The sequence below is a fragment of the Agrilactobacillus yilanensis genome (genome assembly GCF_003946725.1).
In the GTDB taxonomy this organism is placed as follows: domain Bacteria; phylum Bacillota; class Bacilli; order Lactobacillales; family Lactobacillaceae; genus Agrilactobacillus; species Agrilactobacillus yilanensis.
The window spans coordinates 254,487-276,852 of sequence record NZ_RHOY01000002.1 but is presented as its reverse complement, the minus strand read 5'-3'; the positions used below and the strand labels follow the sequence as shown (position 1 = coordinate 276,852).

Here is a 22,366-nt window from a genome sequence, read left to right as displayed (position 1 = left end):
CTTATCGAATACTATTTTGGCCATAAACTTCAATTTGGCTTAAGGCCGGAAAAACAGAAACATCGTTATTCTTTTGTAAATTACCTAATTTCAACCAGATGATATTCTTGACTGGAAAATCAAAAGTCTGAAAGTCCAAAGATTTAACTGTTGTTAACCGCAGCTTACTATTATCAGAAAAAGTTATGGTCACCGCTGTCCAAAAACTGTCATGGGGATAGTCACCTCTGAATAAAAGCTTAATCCGATCTATATGTACCAATCGGCCAAAATCTAAAGTTAATTCTGCATTTTTTTGCTGATTGATCCCCCAAGATTGAAAAGGATAAATACCATGTGCCAAATTGGCTAGTTTTCCATCAATCACGTTTCTAGCAAAAAATACAGCTTCTCCTCTAGTCTCCACATTTGCCGAAACGTGGGGATAAGCGCCGTTTACTTCAGACTGATCATGTGTATTTAACGCTAAGTTTTGATAACGATCAATATCCTCTGGCATTGCCTTTCGAGCAACCAAATAATGTCTTTTTGAACAAAAGGCTGTATCAACTTGACCCGAGCGTTCCTTATTTGAAAAAGGAATCTTATAAATCCATTCTGTAGTTTTCAGATAGATTAGACTTGGTGCTAAAGTTTCGTCTAATTGAACCCACAAGTACTGATTAGGTTTTTCTATTTTAATTGAAATAAAATCTCCGGCTTGCCAAACCATATTATCAATCCCCAATGTTACTAGATTATTTCCAGTTACTTTGTAATCAATAGTTGGTCGATTGGAAAAAAATGAGCCAGATTTTACTTGTCCTTGTCTATTTAATAGCTGTAATGTAATTAACATAATTATCTGCTCCCTCAATTCAAATTGTTTCAAACTATACACCAATCAACAATTAATGACCAGATAATTAATATAACTCAACTCGATATGACCCATATATTCTTATTTTTATAATTTTATAAATTCTAATTTCAATAAATATTCTTTTCTAAATGAATAATCGGCACCTCACCAGAATAGTGTATATCATAGTCGGGTACATAACCTAATTTTTGATAAAATCCCACTGCTGTATCTAAACTTGTGATAATAATTTTATGATAGCCTCTTTCTGAAATCCACGATTCTGCAGCTTGAATTAATGCCCGACCATAACCTTTGTTTTGAAATTTCTCTAAGGTAGAAACCCGTTCAATTTTGGCGAAATCTTCATTCTCAAAATTCACTCGCAATGTACTAACCGGATCTTCCCCTTCCTTTAACAAAATATAGTGATAGTGATGATTAAACTTTTCATCAAATTCGCCTGCTAGTGTTACAGGAATCCCATGAATTTTTGTTTGCCGGCGAATGAAATAAACATCGGCTAACTGCCAGACTTCGGCAACCCTATAAATTTCAGTCATTAAATCACGCCCCTTTCAGACTATGCTTAAATCGACTCAGAAATAGTGCTGTACGCTCTTTTTCAGGATAATTGAATAATTTATCTGGTGTTCCAGTTTCGACAATGCCCCCATTGTCAAAAAATACCACTCGGGTTGCGACATCTTTAATAAATGCCAATTCGTGTGAAACGATAATTACGGTTTGATTTTTATTATTTAGAATTACTTTCTTAATCGTATTTAATACTTCAGCGACCAATTCCGTATCTAGCGCTGATGTAGGTTCATCTAACAATAATACCCCGGATTCCATTGCCAATCCTCGTGCAATACCGACACGTTGTTGTTGTCCACCGGATAGTTGTTGCGGATAATAATTTAACCGGTTCTCCAAATCCACCGCTTGTAAATAATGCGTTGCTTTTTTCTCAGCTTCATTACGATCTAGCTTTTTTACAGTAATTAAACCTTCCATTACATTTTCCAGAACTGTTTTCTGCTGAAACAGATTAAACTGCTGAAAAACCATACTGGTTTGTTGCCGAAATAAATGTGCTTGCTTTTTAGAATCTTTTTTGACATCGTATACTGACTTATCAATCGTGATTAAGCCTTGATCAGGTTCTTCTAATAAGTTGAGGCAGCGCAGTAATGTTGATTTACCAGCGCCCGAAGGCCCAATAATACCAAGTACTTCTCCGGAATCTATTGATAAATTTAAATCTTCAAAAATTGTATTATGATTAAACCGTTTCGTGAGATGCTGAATGTCGATCATTTATTGGTTGCCCCCATTTCCCTTTTAACCAAAAATGCGTCTTTGCCATAGGTACCTGTGTCTGTAGCTTTGAGAACAGCGTCAGTCGATTTTCTAATATTCTCAAAATTTGCTCTGTAATAATTGTTAAAATCCAATAGATAATTGCTAAAGAAAGATAAACTTCAAAATATCGATAGTTACCACCCGCAAGAATTTGCCCTTGAGCCGTCATATCAACCACTGAAGCAACAAATGCTAACGAAGTGTTCTTCATTAACCCAATAAATGCATTACCTAATGTCGGCAAAGCTACTACAAAGGCTTCTGGTATGGTAATTCGTCGCAATACTTGCCAACGTGTCATTCCTAGAGACTTAGCAGCCTCAATTTCGCCTTTATTCACTGATAATAAAGCCGCTCTAATGTTTTCCGAATTATAAGCAGCTTCATTTAATGAGAATGCCAGCAGAACAAATACCATTGAGGGAATCGCATTAATATTGTAATTTGTATGATTCAAATAATTTATATACTTTAAGAAAATTGGAATTGCATAATAAGAAATATACAACTGTACAAGTAGCGGTGTGCCTCGGATAAAGGATACAAATACTGCCGTTATTTGCGCGAGTCCCGGTAATTTATTTACTTTAATAATCGCTAATAACAACCCGAGCACTAGACCAATAATCATCGCAAAAAATGTAATTTCCAGTGTGATTGGCAAAGCCCGTAATAACTTCGGGATATTCGTAAATATAAGTTTAAAATCAATCAAATTCGGCACATATTTTCCTCCTCAATTTTTTGGTACGTAATCTTCATTGAAGTACTTTTTGCTTATCTTCACAGCGGTTCCATTACTTTGAATTTTATCAATACCCTTGTTAATCGCTTTTAACAATTTTTTGCCTTCCGCTGTTTTTTCAATTAATAAATAACTGTATGGAATCGATGCAGAAATCTTTTTAGTATCTTTAGCACTCAAGGAAATCGCTTTGATGCCATTCAATTGATATGTTTTTTGGTAATTATCATAGAGCACGCGATCAATTAAAACATAGTCGTATTTGCCATCTTGTACATCTTGAAGTGTTTTAGCAGCATCTTCTTGCGAATAAGTAATTTTTGATTTTTCTTTTGAAACTTTATTAAATTTTTCAACTTCTGTTGTAAAGTTAATTCCAGGTGTCCCAATCGTTGTCTTCCCAGCAATATCTGAAAACTTCTGAATTGAATTATCTGTTTTTTTAACTGCGATAACGTACTGATCTTTAAAAATTGGCTTAGAATAATAATATTTCTTGCGACGTTGTGCATTACTGGCAAAGTTATTAGCAGCCACTTGAATTCGCCCAGCATCTATACTCGTCAAAATTGAAGTTATCTCCATTTTTTTAAATTCAAATTTATAGGCTGGCAAAACTTTGTCAATGGCGCGAACAGTATCAATGTCATAACCAACGATTTTATTTTGATCATTAACATAAGTAAATGGCTTCGGTGCACCAGACGTCCCAACTTGAACGGTAGTTGCGGCTTGCACAGGTGCTGTTGTTAGACTATTGCCTATAACGATGCCCAAAGCTAAACCGGTCAGAACCAACAATCCTTTAACTACTTTATGCATTTCGTTCACGCCCTTTTGGATAAATTACGGGTTCATCCCAAATTTTAGTATCCGGTCCTTTAGCAACAATGTTATAAGGATTCGTTGAATTACTACCTGCTTGATACCCTTTTTTAATCGATTCAAAATTGGTTGTATCTCTAAAAGCCGGCTGCTGGTACAGGTCTCTGGCGTAGCGCCACAAGTTCGGAAAATCAATCAAACGATTACGATTCACTTTAAAGACTGGATAATAAGCTGCATCAAATCTCGCAAGCGTAACATAAAGCCGCACATCAGAATCTGTCAGTTGTTCTCCAAATAAATAGCGTTGATTTTCCAATCGTTTTTCTAACCAATCCAATCGTTGAAATAACTTATCATAAGCTGTTTCATAGGCCCGTTGTGAGTGTGCAAAGCCCGCTTGATAAACAGCGTTATTAACCTCGTTAAACAAAATTACATTTAGCGCATCAATTTCTTTACGTAACTTCTCTGGATATAAGTCCGGCGCATCCTTTTTTTGAAATGGCTTAAAAGCAACTTCAAACTGATTCGTTAAAGTATGGTAATCATTATTAACCACTTTACCGGTTTGAATATCAATCAAAGCTGGAATTGTGGCCCGGCCGTCATAATTAGCATCTGCAGCAATATAGGCCTCTGCTAGATAATGAATCTTTAAGACCGGATCTTCTTCATCAATATCTAATTGAAAATGCCAACCTGATTCACTACGCACTGGAAAAACTTTGCCAATACTAATGGCTTCTTCCAGACCAAGTAAATGCCGCACGATCGCTGCACGATGAGACCAAGGGCAAATTTCACCCCAAATTAAGCGATAGCGGCCAGCTTCTGGCTTTAAATCATTTTTATCATTTCCAAAATTCTGTTTAAAGCGATTTTGTTGTCTAACAAAGGTGCCGTCTTTTGCGATTTCTTTTTGTGTTTCACTTGTTGAAATTTTACTAGCCGTAATTTTTTGTTGATAGTTATTAACGGCTTTCTTAACGCCTTGTTTACCTTGCAAATCGACTGCACAAAATGCTTCTTGTTTGTGATCAGTATATGTCCCTGCTTGTTTCTCTAAATCTGTCTTTGTCATAAAATGACCCCCTAAAAAATAAAAAAATAGGCATAAGCTGCAATGACTCAGCTTATGCCCTAGAACTTCAAATAAAATTGATTCAAAATTTGATTGATCGTTATCATCAGTCTATCCACTCATCTTGAACGCGCATTTATTATCTTGTTGACTACGACAAACTAAGCCCATGTTCTGACACATCGGCATACACATCATCATAGTTACAACTCGTTGCGTGTTCTTCATGAAAATTACCTCCTAAACTGTTATTAATTAATTTTTAATTAGATTATCAGTATATCATTTAAATGTCAATTTAATTTTATAGTATTATACAATAAGCGTTTATAAAATATAATTCAATTCTGAGAGACTATATAAGTAATAAAATAATTAAATATAGTTAAAAATAAATTAGTTTGATTATAAAAAAATAAAAAACACACCCAAAATTGAGTGTGTCCCTTGCTTAACTTCTAATCTGACCGTTGTAAGTCACATCAAAATTATTATTCACATTGGAATAACCTGTGCTGTAATTAAAGACGACATTAGGTTCCACATTAAATACATACGCATTAAAGTTCACCGTACCATCTGTTGACATCGCCTGAACCCAATAGCCCCGGCACATCAGCTCATCCCCGCGAAAAACAGTAGTCACTTGATAAATAATTTTCTTATCAGCTTGTAACCCGTCACGGACTTGTTCTTCATAATCTTGCATTGGGTTTTTGTTGGAAAAATCTGTTTGTGTCGCTAAGTTTTTAGGATTATCAATACTCCCCGATAGCCCTGACTGATAACGGCCCTCATCATCAAAGTTAAATGTGATCGTATAGGCCAGTAAATGGCCTCTATTTTGCGGATATAATCGTTTGCCATTTATATACTTCGGTTGATTATGCCATCCCGTCGGCTGCCAGCGCTGACCTTCTCTGCCCGCTGATCGACCTAGATTTTGTCGGCTCAAGTAAGCTGTATCCGTCGTTGTTCGGTTCAAATTATCTAAGTTGCCATAATCAATTTTTTCTTGCTGCCAAGTATTGGGATTTAAGGTGCTTTTATTTTGATTCACCTCTAAAATCACATTATCGCCAGAATTAAAATCAGTATTGGCCAATTGCTGGTACATATCTTGATTCACATCATTAGTGGTATTTGTGGCTGCACTACTACTAATCGCTTGACTAGACGTCTGGCTTGCTGATGTATCTTGGCTGGACGTTGCTACTTGTGTGGCTGTGCTGGCAGTATCTGTGCTGCTTGTTGATTGGCTCGACGTATTGCCTGCACTACATCCCGTCAATAGTGCCATTAAGCCGGCGACCCAGACCAGTTTTTTTAATTTCATTTCCTTGCCTCCAAAATTGAGATACTACTAGTATACCTTAGCGCTCATACGTTCGCATCTTTTTTTGAAGAATTTAAACTGATCTAATAAAAAGATTAAAAAAATATTGACATTTTCCCATTATTATTTAATAATAACCAACAATTACTTTATATTTCAGCAAACTCAGGATGAGTAATTTAAGTCGTTATTTTTAGAGAATCGTTGGCCGGTGTAAGACGATAATAACCCTTAAACGAAGATGGTCCTGGATTTAAGTTCTGTTACTAAGCTTAGGTGAAGCAGCAGCGGGTACGCCCGTTATCGCGTTCAGGTATGCGTTATGATAACAAGTACTTATCAAGGTATTGTCTGTGAAGGCAATACGAACTAAGGTGGTAACACGAAAAAGCATTTTCGTCCTTAAGCTAATTTTAAAATTGGCTTAGGCGAGAATGCTTTTCTTATTTTCACCTCAATACTAAAAAAGGAAGTCCGACAATGACTCAAACTAAGTTAACCGCACTAAACACCAAACTTATCAAAATTCGCCACTATCTTCATCAAAATCCCGAATTATCAGATGCTGAAACTAACACAACCGCTTATTTAACCAAACAACTAAGCGCCTTAGGTTATCGCATCGTAACCCCTGCCGCCTTAAAAACCGGTGTGATTGCAGAACTAGGCTCAGGTACCCCAATTATCGGCCTGCGCTCAGATATTGACGCTTTGCCCATTCAAGAAAAAACGAATTTAGACTACACTTCCAAAAATGCCGGTGTCATGCATGCCTGCGGTCATGATTTCCATATGGCCGCACTACTGGGGGCCGCTGAACTTTTGGCAACAGCCAAAAATCGGCCAGCTGGTACAATTCGTCTGATTTTTCAACCTGCTGAAGAAACCCATGTTGGGGCTCAAGAAGTCACTGAAGCTGGTGGAATCGACCACTTAGCCGCTATTATCGGTTTCCATAATAAACCCGATCTGAATGTGGGCGAAATCGGACTACGTTCTGGTGGCTTGATGGCTGCTGTAGATCAATTCAAAGTCACCTTTAAAGGTATCGGAACCCATGCCGCAGCACCCCATCTAGGCAAAGATCCGATTCTGACCGCTGCCAGTTCGATTACGGCCCTACAGTCTATTGTCAGCCGTAATGAAGATCCTCAGCAAGCCACGGTAGTTTCTGTGACGCATATTGAAGGTGGCGCGACTTGGAATGTTTTACCAGAAACGACTTGGTTTGAAGGGACGATCCGCACTTTTAACCAGGCAGCTAGAAGCTTAGCCAAACAGCGTTTTTTTGAAATCATCAACGGTCAAGCAGCGACCTTTGGCTTAAGTGCTCAAATTGATTGGCTGACTGGTCCGGATGTGGTGGACAACGATCCTAAATTAACCCAAATCGTCACTGCTGAAACCGCCAAACATCTCACCGTTGTTCAGCCAACACCCTCTAACGCTGGGGAAGACTTTGCTTACTTTAGTCAAAAAATCCCTAGTGTATTTGCCTTTATCGGCAGTCACGCCCAATCCGATTGGCACCATGCCGATTATATTGTGGATGATAAGGGTCTGATACCAGCGGCTCAGTGGTATTATTTTAACGCCTTGCGTCTGCTAACAGAACTTAGTTAAACACTTAAATATACTGTAAAATTAAAGCAATTGTGCACTAAAAAACGACCTCAACTGAGATCGTTTTTTTATTTATTTTATATAAGTCACAATGTCACTGACAGTAATCTTCTTTTTAATCAAATCAGCTTCATAAAAGGCATCAGCGATTTTTTGTTGCTCCGCGACAACTGAGGTGTTCATGGCCGAAATACTATACGTTCGACGTTCTACCATCTTTTTCACCACCGCTTTAGATACTTTCAAGGACTTGCTCATCATGGTGATCAATTCATCATGATTATTATTAGCCCAAGTCATATCTTCTTCTAAATATTCAATTAAATACTTAGAAATCGTTGTATTGGCCTTGGCATAACTTTCACTAGCTAAAATGTAATCACGGTTATTACTTAGACCTTCGCCGGTGGTTAAGACGGTGGCATCTTGATTCAGTTCAGCTTGGGCTGTATACGGATCCCAAGTCGCCCAAGCGTCTACTTTTCCTTGAGAAAAAGCAACGCTGGCTGAAGACTGATCCATGCTAACCCAAGTAATATCATCCGCACTTAAGCCCGCTTTTTTCAAAGCTTGCAATAATAAATACTGAGAGCTAGTACCTTTTGTATAGGCCACTTTTTTACCTTTTAAATCTTTTAATGAAGTGATGCCAGAATCGCTTTTAACGACAATACCAGAACCTTTTGCCTTAGAAGAACCCACCGCCACATAAGCTAATTTAGTGCCCGCAGCCTGAGCCGTTACTGGTGGTGTATCCCCAGTTCGACCATAATCAATACTGCCGGATTTTAAAGCTTGCAATAAAGAATTACCATCTTGGAATTCCTTCCAGACAATTTTATAGCCTTTCGCCTTCATTTTTTTAGCAAATTCGCCGCGCTGTTTGGCAATATCAAACGGATCACCCTTTTGATACCCAACGGTTACTGTCTCCAACCCGGAACTACTGCTACCCGCATCAGTTTGTTTAAAGCCATAAACGGCAACTACCGCCCAAAAAACTAAAACAATACTGATTAAGAGCTTTTTAACCCGTTTACTCATGCACTTTCACCCACCGATGCTGTTAAAATTTGTGTTTTTAATTGCTGCCGAATGACCTTACCCGTGGCATTTCTTGGATAATCTTTAACAAAAACAATCCGCGTTGGCCGTTCATAATTGGCTAAGGACAACCGGGCAAAAGCCTTGATCTGTTGGGCTAATTGCGCATCTGGTTGTTTACTGCGGCTGATAATCACCGCAGTCACTGCTTCGCCATACAATTCATCTGGGGTGCCAATTACCGCCACTTCTTTCACGAAGTCCAGTTGACTCAAAACATTCTCCACTTGAGCGGGCGCTACTTTTTCGCCGCCACGATTGATAATGTCTTTTTTGCGACCTTTGACAAACAAATAACCATCTTCATCAAAATAACCTAAGTCGCCCGTCAAGAACCAGTCCGCCATAAAGGATTCGGGATGGGGCTCCATGTAATCTGAAATTACATGGTCACCACGCACAATGATTTCACCGACTTCCCCAACAATTGGGCTAATATGGCCATCTACTAAAATTGCCACATCTGTCTTATAAGGCTTTCCTGCTGAACCAACTTTAGGTGCATCAAATGGGTTTAAAGTGCATTGACTAGCCGTTTCTGTCATTCCATAACCTTCCAAAATAATCGTGTGGAATAGTTTTTGAAATTTCGTCAATTTGTCTAACGGTAAGGCAAACGAAGAGCACCGGACAAACCGTAATCGAATGTCGGATTGATAAGCTTTACGCGCGGCTTTGTTCATCAACAAAATATTAATAATCGTTGGGACTACTGACACCCAAGTTACCTGATTTGCTTGAACTTGAGCCCAGAACTTCGATGCGCTGAACTTTTCAGCAATAACCAGTTTTCCACCAGATAGACGGGTGGCTAAAACACAAACGACTTGCGCATTAATATGGAACATTGGCATAACAATTAAAGTCGTATCTAATGCGGTCATTTGATGACTTTCAATGTCATGTTCCGCACCATTTTTAATTAGTTCATGGGTTAAACCGACGCGTTTTGGTTTGCCAGTCGTCCCGGATGTGTTCAAAATTAAAGCCAAATCTGTTTCTGCTGGCGCTTGGGCAAAGTGCCCCGCAGCTTCGGAATAACGAATGATGTTCATTTGGTAAGCTGTGTGCAAACGTAAAGTGCTAATCGTTGCTGGCCGTTGATGCACGGCCGCTGCTGTCAAAGTCGCTTGTACAACTGTTGCTGTATAATCATGGGCATCTAAAATTTGTTTTAATTCTGCTTCTGGTGTTGTTGCCGCGACGGGATGGGCAATGGCGCCTACTTCCCAGATGGCTTGCACCAAAATCGGATACGCCGCCATATTTGGCAAACAAACTAGAACCGTATCTTGATAGCCAACTTTTAGCTTAACTAAAGCGGCCTTGATCGCTTGAACATCCGCACCGAGCTGTGATCCGGTGTACCAGCTACCTTTCGTTTCATCTTTGATTAAATTGTTTTGCGGGTTGTCTTTCAATTGTTGTTTGAGTTTTGAAGTTATTTTTGACATGTTGTGTTACTCCTTTCGAAAGGTGCCATTGCGGCCGACCAATTAAGACGCCAAACGGTGGTATCTTGTAACAGAACCAAGAAATTAGATAAGCACCGCCTAAGACAAATACGTAACCTAGTGGGAAAAGTAATAGTAATACCCAAGCTGGTAATGTCACGAGATCTAAAATACCGTAAAGTAAAAATAACGGTAAACTTTGAACTAAATAAATTCCAAAAGAAACTTTAGAAATATTTTTAATCCCCCGATCTAACCAAGGGGCAAAACCATTTTCTCGAGCTTTCGCATATTGCCGACCGACCCAAAAGACCGTGGCAATCATAAATACGTCATAGAGTAAAATAAACGGTTGATGGACCGATTCTGTAGCACTAAAACTTAAATTCAAGACATTTAAGTTAAAGAAGAACAAGCCGACAGTCCCTAACGCTAAAATTCCAGTGATACCGATAATAACCCGGTGAAATTTTTCGATGAAAGCATTGACTTGATCGTAATGAATCGCCACATAAGCCCCTGCCACAAAGTAAAATTGATAAGTTAAAACATTGGTACCATAAGCTCTAAATAAATACCACCAGCTGCTGCGGTCCACATGGGGCAACCCATATTTAATACCAAAAACAATTAGGAATTGTAGCCCTAGACTTGTGAGCAGAATGGCAAGATGATGTTTAGATAATTTTTTAAATAAGTAAATAATTAGTGGAAAAATCAAATATAGTTCAAACGTGACCATGATGTAATACATATAATATTGATTGGCATATTTCAGATTACTGCCTAAGTTTGCCCAATAAGTAGGCCAATTAAGTGCCCCCATGGCCAAACTTGCAATGAATAAAATAATTGCATTCCAGGCAACATAAGGAATACCCACGTTAATATAGCGTTTCCGCCAAAATTGTAACCAATGATGTTCTTTATTGTAATAGTTTAAAACCAGCACTAAACCAGTCATGAACATAAAGCCCATTCGTGTGAAATGTAACGCCAAATGGGTCGCTTCTAGAAATAATTTACTGCCAGTACCACTTGCCATACTTGCTCTAAAAGCCGTTGTTGTATGATTTAATAAAACACCGCCGATAAAGATCACCCGCATTAAATCAACTTCATGTAAATAACGTCGTTTTTTTGTTTCAATCACAAACTCACCTCTGGACCCCTTTAATTTTGCTTTGATTTTTTAAAATTCGTCTCAGCACTTAAAAGCATATTAACGTTATAGCATGCAGCTTTAGGAATCGTCTTGTTGATTGTTTAAGGTTAAAATATGAAATTCTTAGAATAGCGCTTTCATTAATTTATTCAAAAAATAAAATGAACCTAAAAACAGCACCGTCACCAACAATATGTGAAGTCTAGCTTCAACAATTGTCAGTAACCATGCTGTTTTTTATTTGCTTATAAGTAAAACATTAATCTTCTTTGTAATACTGCGAATGATTTTTTAACTCAGCGTTTGCATCTAACGATAATGTGTAATTCCGGATTTAACGATTTTCTTTAACTGTGTAACCGCTTAGTGCACTAAACCAGCCGGACTGATACCCAATGCGATGCGGCCTAAGCGGCTGATCCGAGTCATTTTCCAAACCGGTGCCCAGACGACATCTACAGCCACGCTATTTATCCCCTCAATATCTACCAATGTCGCTTTGATTGCTGCGGGTACCTCTCCAATACAAGAGCAGCCCGCTTCCGAAAATGTCATAACCACTCGATAATGACCGGTTTCATCTAATGTAATTTCGTATAAAAAACCTAAGTTATAAATATCTAGGCCAATTTCAGGTTCAATTATTTTTTCAAATTTATCAACTAATTGTGTTTCAAGTGCTGCCGCACGTGGGTTTAATTTAATATCTGCTCGCATAGGATCACACCTTTTATCAATAATATAATTTATTTATTTTCTTCTGGTCGCCAGAAATCTGTAATAGCCCCTTTAGCGGAACTAGACACAAGATGTGCATATTTGCCAAGAACACCACGGCTGTAAAGCGGTGGAATCGTTGTTTCAGCCTTACGTCGCTTCAATTCTGCTTCAGATACAGCCATCGTAATTTCTCTAGTATCTTGATCAATTACCACACGATCTCCGGTCCGTAAATAAGCAATTGGGCCACCATCTTGGGCTTCAGGTGCAATATGCCCCACCACAAAACCATGGGAACCACCGGAGAAACGGCCATCTGTTAGCAATGCGACAGATTCATCTTGCCCTTTCCCAACTAAAATACCTGATAACGATAACATTTCGGGCATTCCCGGACCGCCTTTAGGCCCTACATAGCGAACAACTAAAACATCCCCATCTACAACTTCATCGGCCAAAACCGCTTCAATAGCAGATTCTTCATCATCATAAACTTTAGCTGGCCCTTCATGACGTCTTGTCTTCACACCGGATACTTTAGCAACAGCACCTTCTGGCGCCAAATTACCATGTAACACGATTAATGGTCCATCTTTGCGTTTTGGATGTTCCAAAGGCATGATTACTTTTTGTCCCGGCTTCAAATCCGGTGCGTCTGCTAAGTTTTCGGCCACGGTCTTACCCGTTACCGTTAAGCAATCCCCATGTAAATAGCCATGTTGATACAAATATTTCATGACTGCGCTCACGCCGCCAGCATTGTATAAATCTTGAAAAACATACTGACCACTAGGTTTTAAGTCTGCAATATGGGGTACCTTTTTTTGAAATTCATTAAAATCATCAATTGTTAACTCAACATTTGCAGCATGCGCCATTGCTAATAAATGTAAAACGGAATTTGTAGAACCACCTAGCGCCATGACAACCGTAATTGCATTTTCAAAGGCTGCACGGGTCATAATATCTTTTGGATAAATGCCTTGTTCCAATAATTTCAAAACAGCTTGTCCAGCGGCTTTAACATCTTGTAACTTCGCTTCTGTTGTTGCTGGATGAGATGCTGAACCAGGTAAGCTCATCCCCATGGCTTCAATAGCTGAAGCCATCGTATTAGCCGTATACATACCACCACACCCACCAGGGCCTGGACAGGCATTACATTCGATCGCCCGTACTTCTTCAGCGCTCATATCGCCGTGATTCCATTGACCAACCCCTTCAAAAACAGAGACTAAGTCAATATCTTTGCCATCTAAATTACCCGGTGAAATTGTACCGCCATAAACAAAAATTGAAGGTATCTCCGCATTGGCGATGGCAATCATACTACCCGGCATATTCTTGTCACAACCGCCAATCGCCACAAAGGCATCACAGTTATGGCCGCGAACTGCTGCTTCAACAGAGTCAGCAATGATATCTCGAGAAGGTAAAGAATAGCTCATCCCCGGTGTGCCCATGGCAATCCCATCTGAGACAGTAATCGTGCCAAATTGCACAGGCCAGCCACCTGCCGCACGAACGCTTTCCTTAGCCACATCGCCTAAGCCATCTAAATGTATATTACACGGTGTATTTTCAGCCCATGTGCTGATTACACCGACAATTGGTTTTTCAAAATCTGCATCCGTCATCCCGGTTGCCCGTAATAAGGCCCGATTTGGTGACTTTACCATGCCATCGTAAACATGACTTCTGATTCTTAAATCTTTTTTTGAGCCATCAGCTGTCATTAAATCACTCCTCTGAACGTTAGATTAAAATTACAATATGATTATTTATTATAATTTAATGATATTCTAACACAATATTCATTTAATTAAAGCTAAATATTCCAAAAAGTTATAAAAAAAGCCTTGAGCGTCTATTTCTCAAGGTCAGTGCATCGTCATGTTTGTATTCAGCTGATTTTAATAATTAGCGATACCCTTTTTATAAGCCAAGTGCCCGATTATGACGTAAATCTAACTGCCGCGCTTCAATAAACTTCTTGATATTACGCTTCGAATTTGCCGTAAAACTGTCAATAACTTTTGCCCCAGCTGCGGTCACTACTTTTTTAATCACCGGTAACCCTTCACTAACAGGGGTACTAGCGCTTGTACTAAACAAAATAATCGCCTTATGCTGTAAATCATAGGTTTCAAAGAAAGTATTAATAATCATTGGTTGTTGATACCACCAAGTTGGATAGCCGACAAAAATTAAAGTTTCGTCAGCTAAGTCAATGGTTGTATTAGCCAATGCCGGCCGGACATCTTGGCGCATTTCAGTTTTTGCGATATCAATTAACTGCTCGTAATCGGTGGGATAAGTGATTTTAGGCTGCAACCGAACTAGTTTTGCACCGGTTAGTTTTTGAACCTCCATCGCTGCTTTTTGAGTTCTCCCAGTTTGTGAAAAATAGACAATTAACAACTTCAGACAGCCCTTTCCTAATCCTTATTCATGTGTCATTCTGCAAATTTGCCACTAAGCTATTCTACACGTTTATTTTCATAATTAAAATGATAAAAAGTTAATTTTTTTTATTTTTATAAAATAACAGCCAAAAAAAACGGTTACAAATACCGTAACCGTTTTCTTAGTGTTCTTTTATTTTTTTATAACTTCCTGTCCCCGTAAATTCCAAGTTAAAGCAAATAAAGTGGCCGCAATTAAGCAAGAAATCATCACTGTAATAAAGCCTGCATTCCAACCCATATTGTCTACAATCACACCCATGATGGCATTGGCTGCCACTGAACCGAATAAATAGCCGAACAAGCCGGTTAAGCCTGCCGCAGTACCAGCTGCTTTTTTAGGCACTGAATCTAAGGCTTGAAGTCCGATCAACATCACTGGCCCATAGATCAAAAAGCCAATCATAAACAACGCGAAATTGATCATTGCGACATTCGTTGCCTGCCAATAAAGTAATACAAAAACAGTTACCAACAACATGAAACAAAAACCAGCTGGCCCACGACGGCCCTTAAAGAGTTTATCAGAAACCCAACCGGCAAAAATAGTGCCCGGAATGCCCGCAATTTCATACAAAAAATAAGAACCTGAACTAGAGGCTAGTGAAATATGCCGCATTTCAGTTAAATACGCCGGTGCCCAATTTTCAATGCCATAACGGACGAAATAAACAAAAATATTGGCACAGGCAATTAGCCATACCCACTTATTGTTCAAAACATACTTAAATAAAATCTCCCGGGCAGTTAATTCTTGCTCATACATCTTGTGTGCTTCATTGGGATAATCATTTTTGTAAACTTCAATAGGCGGCAATCCTTGGGACTCCGGCGTGTCTCGAATTAATAAATAAGCAACAATCGCAATAATAATCCCTAAAACCGCTGGTACAATGAACGCCCCAGTATAGCTTTTCATGCCGGTGATATGTAATGCAAAAAAGGCAATCCCAGCTACAGCTAATGGCGCCATTGCGGCACCCCCCACGTTATGGGCCACATTCCAAACAGAGGTCCAAGAGCCCCGCTCAGAAACAGAGTACCAATGGGTGATTACCCGACCTGATGGCGGCCAGCCCATCCCTTCAAACCAACCGATTAAGAATAATAAAATAAACATCGTTGTAATCGACTGGGTCAAAGCTGGAATAAACCCAAATGCCAAATTAATCAAAGCCGTTAAAATCAGCCCTAACGGCAAAAAAATACGTGCATTACTGCGATCCGAAATAATACCCGAAAAAAACTTACTGAAGCCATAAGCAATAGAAACTGCTGAGAAAGCAAAACCTAATTGCGTCTTTGAGAAGCCTTCAGCAATCAGCTTTGGCATCACAATCGAAAAATTATTGCGTAATAAATAATAACCGGCATAACCGATAAAAATCCCAATAAATACTTGCCAACGTAACCGTTTATAAGTCCTGTCCACTTTTTCGGCAGGTACTTGTGTCTTCGCTGTTGGCGGTGTTAAAAACTGCATCTTCCATTTGCCCCATTTCCTTAGTTTGCGCTTTCATTTTTTAATTTTAGCGCTATCACTAATAAATGGGTAGTTCTTTAAGTAAAAAATAAACACTAACTTTTAAAGCAACTGCTTTTGCTCATTATAATAAGATTTGTAAGCTAAGTAACAAGCAATTAGCGAACCAATACTTGTGGCTGAAAGCAACATAAACGTCACCATAATCTGATACTTAATTGCCCGCACCGGATCAATACCCGCAAAAATCAATCCGGACATCATCCCCGGTAAACTTACAATCCCCACCGTTTTGGCGGAATCAATTGTCGGCGACATCCCAGTCTTAATACTTTCACGAATGATGCTAATAGAAGCATCGTGCAAATCCGCGCCCAAAGCCAATTTTTCTAAAACTTGCTGCCGCTGGTTTTGAAAATTAGTATTCATATTTCGATAACACAGCCCAATGGCTACCATAGAATTACTGGCAATCATCCCCGAGATCGGAATAATTTGTGACGGAATAAACTTGATCGAGCCGGTTAACACCAAAGTGCCTAACGTTACCGAGGTGCTGGCCAAAATAGCCACTAAGGAAATAGGAAACGCATTTCGAATATTGCCCGCCCGTTTCTTAGCATTCCAAGAGGCATTAAACAAAATAATTAAAACTAACGCTATCGTCAAAAAGACGTTGTCTACTCGGAAAATATATTTTAAAACATAACCGACAACAACTAATTGAATCACCGCTCGAATAACACTATAAATAATATCTTTTTCTAAACCTAATTTCTCTCGATGCACAATCAAAATAGCAATGATCACCAAGATCAATGCAAACATTAACGATGTATTATTTACTGCTAAATTCATTTTTACGCCTCCAACTGGCCATCTTTTAAAGTTAATAGTCGATTGGCCAACTTAAATTCACTCGTATCATGGGTAATCGAAATAATCGTCAGGCCCTCTGTTTGATTCAACTGCCCAATAAGTCGATTGATAATCGCTTTATTGTCCACATCTAGCCCTGTCGTAATTTCATCCAGCAATAAAACTTCCGGCATAAACAAAATATTGCGTAAAAGTGCTACCCGCTGACGTTCCCCACCAGATAATTCTGTAATTGGCTGATTCAGGCTGTCTGGCTCTAAATTAACTTTCCCCAAAAATTCAACGGCTTTTTCATTATCAAACGGTTCATTACGAATTGTGAACGGAAATTCTAAGTTATCTGCCACGGTCTGACCGAATAGCTGCGGCTGTTGAAACGCATAAGATACTTGGCGTCGATAAGCGGTCGGTTCATAAGTCTCAATTTCTTCTGCTTTAAACGTTAAGCTGCCACTCGTTTTAGAAATTAAAGAGGCCAATAAACGTAACAATGTACTCTTCCCACCGCCAGAAGGACCAGTAAGTGTCACAAATTCCTGTGGTGCAATTTCAAAATCTAGATGCTGCAAGATTGTTTTATCACTTGCATAATACCCTAAGTCTGTCCCTTTTAAGATTGGTTTTCCCATTACACTTCCACCTCATTTTTACAATTATATTAACAATAGCTAAAAAATTCACAAATAACAACTAAAGTCTTTTTTGTACCTGAATTAACGTTCAAAATCAGCTTCAGATTGATAATGAGTGCCGATATCTTGGCGGCAAGCTTCAATACTTTGTAAACCGCGCTTTTTAGCATCTTCTTGGCGTCTTTCATTAATTGCCACACAAAGGTAGTCAAAATCGGCAATTAATTTATCAATTTGCCCCAGCCGAATATAAACTTGTCCGATGGAAGTATAAACTTGCTCAAAAGAATGAAAGATCAGCGGTAAAATTAAATTTCCACTGGCAATTGCCGCCGTGTGATAAAACTTAAATACTAAAACTGCTGCACTTGTTTCAGTTGCGGTTGCCTTTAATTCAGCCACAATCTCAATTAAAGCTTGCGCCGCTTCTGGTGTTGCATTTTGTGCTGCCAGACTGAGCATGTAAGGCTCAATGCCAGTTCTAAACTGTAGTAACGGCTCTAAAAATTCCGGTGAAAAGCGCCAATTATGATACCCCATAACCGCTGTCAAAACATCAATATTCCCACTGGCGATGTAATCATTTACAAAAACACCTTTACGCGGCGCAATTTTTAAAAAACCCATCGCTGCCAACTTATTTAAGCCGCCATTAATTACGGCCCGGCTGACTTTCATTTCTTTACTGAGTTCACGTTCAGTTGGTAATTTATCCCCCACTTTTAATTCCCCTGATAAAATCATCCGTTCCATTTCTTGAATAAATAATTCATTAACGGAGGGGGTGACAATTTCTTTAAATGCCATTTTTTTGAACACACCTTTTATTTTTAATTTAATGTTTATAAAAAAGATTTGCTTTCTAAATTTTCAAGTTATATAATCTGTGGTATACCACAAACCAGAAAGCGAATAATGATTACTTTGTCAATTATATCAGCATTTAATCAATTATAAAAATATATAATTATAAATAATAATTTTTGTGGCTTGTGGTTCATAAATAGACTTAAAGGATCGGTGACGTTGATGAAAAAAGCGGTTTTCCTAGATTATACAGGTACAGTGATGCAGCAAAAGGGGCCTGATGTAGAGACTTTAATCAAGCGCTGTTGGCAAGGCAGCGATAGCCCCACACCCCAAGCGGCTTTAAAGTATTGGTGGACAAAGGTTAAAACCTTTGAAGCTCAAAGTTATGGGCCTGATTTTTTAACCGAAGATCAGATTATTGATCAAGTTATTGCCTGTTTTAAGCAAGATTTAAATTTAAAGGAAAATGACGCGGAACTTCATGAACTGTGTCAGCGCTTTTGGGTAAATGCCCCCATCTATGAAGATGTGCGGCCGTTTTTTGAAGCCTGTCCGGTACCGATTTATATGATTACGAATAATGGCGTCACTTATGTCGCTCAATTTATGAAGAAACATCACTTAGAACCAGCGGGGATTATCAGCGGTGAAATGGTGCAAGCTTATAAACCGCACCAAGAACTTTTTGCCAAAGCTCTTGAGATTAGTGGCTGTCAAAGTACCGATGTTTTCCATATCGGTGATTCTGTGACTTCTGATGTAGAAGGTGCATTAAACGCCGGCATCACACCAATCCTAGTCGATCGTAAAGCAAGCCAGTCCGCAACGGCAGCATACCCTATCGTCCAAAGTCTGCTAGAAGTATTGCCTTATTTGACGGATTAAACGCTCTAAAAAAAATTAAGTACAAGACAATGTCAACCGGTTGACATTGTCTTGTACTTATTTTATACTTTTGGAAAGCGCTTTTCTAAATCGAAATATGTCAACCGGACGTCATATTTCTAAAAAATTATTTTATCGAGGCGGAAAAATATGGTCAAGCAAAACAAATTTTTAAAAATGCTAAAGAATCCATCGTATCTCCAAAGTTCTTTAACGATGCTATTATTCTTCGCATCTTGGGGCGTTTGGTGGTCCTTCTTTCAACTGTGGTTAACCAATGATTTAAAACTTTCTGGAAGCGCTGTCGGCACGATCTATTCAGCAAACTCCTTAGTCACTTTAGTACTGATGTTTATCTTTGGTACTTTACAAGATAAATTAGTCATTAAACGCTATCTCTTGATCTTTAGTGGTGTCATGGCCACTTTAGTCGGACCTTTCTTCATTTGGATCTATGCACCTTTGATTCAGAGTCAGTTTACTTTAGGCGTTATCATTGGCTCAATTGTTTTATCTGCTGGTTTCTTAGCAATGGCGGGCATTTTTGAAGCTGTCACTGAACGCTTCAGCCGTTTATTCGATTTTGAATACGGTCAAGCTCGGGCTTGGGGTTCTTTTGGCTATGCTTTGGTAGCGCTTTTAGCCGGCTTTTTATTCGTCATCAGCCCTAATTTGAATTTCTGGTTTGGTTCTATCTTTGGCTTCTTATTACTTTTAAACTTATTATTCTGGAAACCAAAAGCTGAAAAATTGGCTAACGAACGCGCAGCTTCCCCTCAAAATTCGGAAACAAAACCTTCTGTTAAAGACATGGCTGGTTTATTAAAAATGAAAGAACTCTGGGCGGTTATCATCTTTATCATGTTCAGTTGGACCTTTTATACTGTTTTTGATCAGCAGATGTTCCCCGACTTTTATACAAAACTATTTGCCACACCTGCTTTAGGTCAGCAAATGTACGGCACTTTAAATTCTGTTCAAGTCTTTTTTGAAGCAATTATGATGGGGATTGTCCCAATCATCATGAAAAAAATTGGTGTCCGCAAAACATTGATGCTCGGCGTCACGATCATGTTTATTCGGATCGGTGGTTGTGGTTTTGCCACAAGTCCAGTGGCGGTTTCTCTAATCAAAATGCTCCATGCCTTAGAAGTTCCGCTATTTATTTTACCGATGTTTCGTTATTTCACTTTGCACTTTGATACAAAACTATCGGCCACTTTATACATGATTGGCTTTCAAGTGGCCGCCCAAGTTGGTCAAGTCATCTTATCCACACCATTAGGGGCTTTACGGGATCAAATTGGCTACAGCAGTACTTTTCGAATTATCGCTTTAATTGTTTTATGTTCTGGTATCTATGCCTTCTTCGCATTAAAGAAAGACGATCAAGATATTAATGGCGATCCGTTAGTTGCCCCTGTTGAGCAGGCTTAATTTTATTTCCTGAAAATGTCAACCGATTAACATTAACTAATCTTAAAGAAAAGAGGATTTTAAAGATATGAACACTTTGACACCGATTCAATTAACCAACGACCGTTATCGCTTAGGCTATCACGTTGCAGCCCCCGCTGGCTGGATTAACGATCCTAATGGCTTTTGCTTTTTCAAAGGCTACTATCATATTTTTTATCAGCATTATCCTTATGGCGCACAATGGGGTCCAATGCATTGGGGCCATGCCCGTAGTCAAGATCTAATTCATTGGGAAACTTTACCGATTGCGTTAACGCCAGGAGATCCCGAAGATAAAGACGGCTGTTTTTCCGGCAGCGCTATCGTTAAGGATGACAAACTTTATTTAATTTATACCGGGCATCATTATTATCCTGGAGAAGATGATCCTGATCATTTCTGGCAAAATCAAAATATGGCTTACAGCGAAGATGGTATTCACTTTACAAAATATGCTAACAATCCCATCATCGCAGCCCCACCGGCAGATAATACCCATCATTTCCGGGATCCAAAAGTGTGGCAAGTTAAGGATACCTACTACATGGTGCTGGGCAGTCAGGCACAAACTGGCTTAGGCCGGGTTATTTTGTATCAATCCATGGATCTTAAAACTTGGACCTATTTAGGCCCTCTGGCACAGGCTAAGGATTTGACTCAAGAAGGTTTTATGTGGGAATGTCCTGATTTCTTTAACTTAGCCGGTCAAGATATTTTGTTAACGTCTCCGCAAGGTATTCAAGCCCAAGGTAAGCACTATTTAAATCTTTACCAAACTGGTTATTTTGTAGGGCAATGGTCCCCACAAACGCACCAATTTAATCATACTCATTTTAAAGAACTGGATGCTGGGCATGATTTTTATGCTACTCAAACCACTTTAGCCCCTGATGGCCGCCGCTTAGTTTTCGGTTGGTTAGATATGTGGGAAAGCAACTTACCAGAACAAGCAGACGGCTGGGCCGGGGCTTTGACATTACCTCGAGAATTAACTTTAAAAGATGATCACTTATATATGAAACCTGTTGCTGAAGCTGTGAATTTACGCGAAAGTACGCTTCAAGAAGGTCAACTAACAACTAGTACCACCCCAACAACCCTCAGTGCCGATCTGTCCCAAGCGGAATTGAAATTAGATTTAGATTTAACTGTCTTTCAAGATCAAAATTTTGATTTAACTTTTGAAAACCAGCAGCACCAGTCTGTTTTAAACTTGCATTTTGAAGGTGCTACGAATGAAATTACGCTCACTAATAAAAACCATGCCACACCAAGATATGCGACCCTCCAAAAAAATGATCAACTCCATTTGCGTTTATTCATTGATACTAGTTCTGCTGAATTTTTCTTTAATCAAGGTGAAGTTGTCTTTTCAGAGCGTTTTTATACTGAAACAGCACCTAAAATCTCATTAACGAGTAGTAAAACGGCTACTTTTGATAGTGTATTATATAAGTTAATGGCACAGACCATTACATTTTCGTAAATC

General features: G+C 38.9%; 21 protein-coding genes and 1 other annotated feature. Of the genes, 4 read left to right on the top strand and 17 right to left on the bottom strand.

What is annotated here, in order from left to right; all coding sequences use genetic code 11:
• Position 1: 1 nt before the first annotated feature.
• The 7 genes from EKM93_RS02695 to EKM93_RS02665 form a co-directional block, all read right to left on the bottom strand.
• Positions 2 to 838, bottom strand: a complete 837-nt coding sequence (locus EKM93_RS02695) for a hypothetical protein (RefSeq protein WP_125712804.1) — start codon at positions 836 to 838, stop codon at positions 2 to 4.
• A 131-nt stretch (positions 839 to 969) separates the two neighbouring features.
• On the bottom strand, positions 970 to 1,404 hold the full coding sequence (locus EKM93_RS02690; protein WP_125712802.1) for a GNAT family N-acetyltransferase: 435 nt from the start codon (positions 1,402 to 1,404) through the stop codon (positions 970 to 972).
• Between the two features lie 4 nt (positions 1,405 to 1,408).
• Positions 1,409 to 2,164 carry an amino acid ABC transporter ATP-binding protein gene (locus tag EKM93_RS02685; protein ID WP_125712800.1) on the bottom strand — a complete coding sequence of 252 codons (756 nt, stop codon included), beginning with the start codon at positions 2,162 to 2,164 and terminating at the stop codon, positions 1,409 to 1,411.
• The gene (locus EKM93_RS02680) at positions 2,130 to 2,933 is read right to left on the bottom strand and encodes an amino acid ABC transporter permease (RefSeq protein WP_125712798.1); all 804 of its coding nucleotides are present in this window, start codon (positions 2,931 to 2,933) and stop codon (positions 2,130 to 2,132) included. The genes EKM93_RS02685 and EKM93_RS02680 overlap by 35 nt, the downstream gene beginning before the upstream one ends.
• 12 nt (positions 2,934 to 2,945) lie before the next feature.
• Positions 2,946 to 3,776, bottom strand: coding sequence for a transporter substrate-binding domain-containing protein (locus EKM93_RS02675; RefSeq protein ID WP_125712796.1), 831 nt, complete (start codon positions 3,774 to 3,776; stop codon positions 2,946 to 2,948).
• Positions 3,769 to 4,722 (bottom strand): glutathione S-transferase family protein, encoded by a 954-nt coding sequence (locus EKM93_RS02670; protein WP_376923059.1) that lies wholly within the window; start codon positions 4,720 to 4,722, stop codon positions 3,769 to 3,771. The genes EKM93_RS02675 and EKM93_RS02670 overlap by 8 nt, the downstream gene beginning before the upstream one ends.
• 592 nt (positions 4,723 to 5,314) lie before the next feature.
• A complete protein-coding gene (locus EKM93_RS02665) occupies positions 5,315 to 6,199 on the bottom strand; it encodes a DNA/RNA non-specific endonuclease (protein ID WP_125712785.1) in 885 nt (294 codons plus the stop codon).
• Positions 6,200 to 6,358: 159 nt separating this feature from the next.
• Positions 6,359 to 6,606 (top strand) — a binding site (T-box leader).
• Positions 6,607 to 6,679: 73 nt separating this feature from the next.
• Between EKM93_RS02665 and EKM93_RS02660 the strand changes: the two genes are divergently transcribed.
• A complete protein-coding gene (locus EKM93_RS02660) occupies positions 6,680 to 7,822 on the top strand; it encodes an amidohydrolase (protein WP_125712783.1) in 1,143 nt (380 codons plus the stop codon).
• A 72-nt stretch (positions 7,823 to 7,894) separates the two neighbouring features.
• On the opposite strand, the gene EKM93_RS02655 is transcribed toward EKM93_RS02660, so the two are convergent.
• From EKM93_RS02655 to EKM93_RS02610, 10 genes are all read right to left on the bottom strand, one after another.
• On the bottom strand, positions 7,895 to 8,866 hold the full coding sequence (locus EKM93_RS02655) for an aliphatic sulfonate ABC transporter substrate-binding protein (RefSeq protein WP_125712781.1): 972 nt from the start codon (positions 8,864 to 8,866) through the stop codon (positions 7,895 to 7,897).
• Positions 8,863 to 10,380: an AMP-binding protein gene (locus tag EKM93_RS02650; protein ID WP_125712779.1), complete on the bottom strand. Its 1,518-nt coding sequence runs from the start codon at positions 10,378 to 10,380 to the stop codon at positions 8,863 to 8,865. The genes EKM93_RS02655 and EKM93_RS02650 overlap by 4 nt, the downstream gene beginning before the upstream one ends.
• Positions 10,310 to 11,533 carry an acyltransferase gene (locus EKM93_RS02645; RefSeq protein WP_125712777.1) on the bottom strand — a complete coding sequence of 408 codons (1,224 nt, stop codon included), beginning with the start codon at positions 11,531 to 11,533 and terminating at the stop codon, positions 10,310 to 10,312. The genes EKM93_RS02650 and EKM93_RS02645 overlap by 71 nt, the downstream gene beginning before the upstream one ends.
• Before the next feature lie 375 nt (positions 11,534 to 11,908).
• On the bottom strand, positions 11,909 to 12,262 hold the full coding sequence (locus EKM93_RS02640; protein WP_125712775.1) for a metal-sulfur cluster assembly factor: 354 nt from the start codon (positions 12,260 to 12,262) through the stop codon (positions 11,909 to 11,911).
• 29 nt (positions 12,263 to 12,291) lie between these two features.
• Positions 12,292 to 14,001: a dihydroxy-acid dehydratase gene (gene ilvD, locus EKM93_RS02635; RefSeq protein WP_125712773.1), complete on the bottom strand. Its 1,710-nt coding sequence runs from the start codon at positions 13,999 to 14,001 to the stop codon at positions 12,292 to 12,294.
• Positions 14,002 to 14,200: 199 nt separating this feature from the next.
• Positions 14,201 to 14,686: a flavodoxin gene (locus EKM93_RS02630; RefSeq protein WP_164506965.1), complete on the bottom strand. Its 486-nt coding sequence runs from the start codon at positions 14,684 to 14,686 to the stop codon at positions 14,201 to 14,203.
• A gap of 177 nt (positions 14,687 to 14,863) precedes the next feature.
• Positions 14,864 to 16,213 carry a phosphoglycerate transporter protein PgtP gene (gene pgtP, locus EKM93_RS02625; RefSeq protein WP_125712769.1) on the bottom strand — a complete coding sequence of 450 codons (1,350 nt, stop codon included), beginning with the start codon at positions 16,211 to 16,213 and terminating at the stop codon, positions 14,864 to 14,866.
• 102 nt (positions 16,214 to 16,315) lie between these two features.
• Positions 16,316 to 17,071 (bottom strand): ABC transporter permease, encoded by a 756-nt coding sequence (locus tag EKM93_RS02620; RefSeq protein WP_125712767.1) that lies wholly within the window; start codon positions 17,069 to 17,071, stop codon positions 16,316 to 16,318.
• A 2-nt stretch (positions 17,072 to 17,073) separates the two neighbouring features.
• A complete protein-coding gene (locus EKM93_RS02615) occupies positions 17,074 to 17,721 on the bottom strand; it encodes an ABC transporter ATP-binding protein (RefSeq protein ID WP_125712765.1) in 648 nt (215 codons plus the stop codon).
• Positions 17,722 to 17,805: 84 nt separating this feature from the next.
• Positions 17,806 to 18,531, bottom strand: a complete 726-nt coding sequence (locus EKM93_RS02610; RefSeq protein WP_125712763.1) for a FadR/GntR family transcriptional regulator — start codon at positions 18,529 to 18,531, stop codon at positions 17,806 to 17,808.
• A 222-nt stretch (positions 18,532 to 18,753) separates the two neighbouring features.
• Between EKM93_RS02610 and EKM93_RS02605 the strand changes: the two genes are divergently transcribed.
• The 3 genes from EKM93_RS02605 (at position 18,754) to EKM93_RS02595 (ending at position 22,363) form a co-directional block, all read left to right on the top strand.
• Positions 18,754 to 19,419: an HAD family hydrolase gene (locus EKM93_RS02605; protein ID WP_125712761.1), complete on the top strand. Its 666-nt coding sequence runs from the start codon at positions 18,754 to 18,756 to the stop codon at positions 19,417 to 19,419.
• A 150-nt stretch (positions 19,420 to 19,569) separates the two neighbouring features.
• On the top strand, positions 19,570 to 20,856 hold the full coding sequence (locus tag EKM93_RS02600) for an MFS transporter (protein WP_125712759.1): 1,287 nt from the start codon (positions 19,570 to 19,572) through the stop codon (positions 20,854 to 20,856).
• Positions 20,857 to 20,923: 67 nt separating this feature from the next.
• Positions 20,924 to 22,363: a glycoside hydrolase family 32 protein gene (locus EKM93_RS02595; RefSeq protein WP_125712757.1), complete on the top strand. Its 1,440-nt coding sequence runs from the start codon at positions 20,924 to 20,926 to the stop codon at positions 22,361 to 22,363.
• Positions 22,364 to 22,366: the final 3 nt, after the last annotated feature.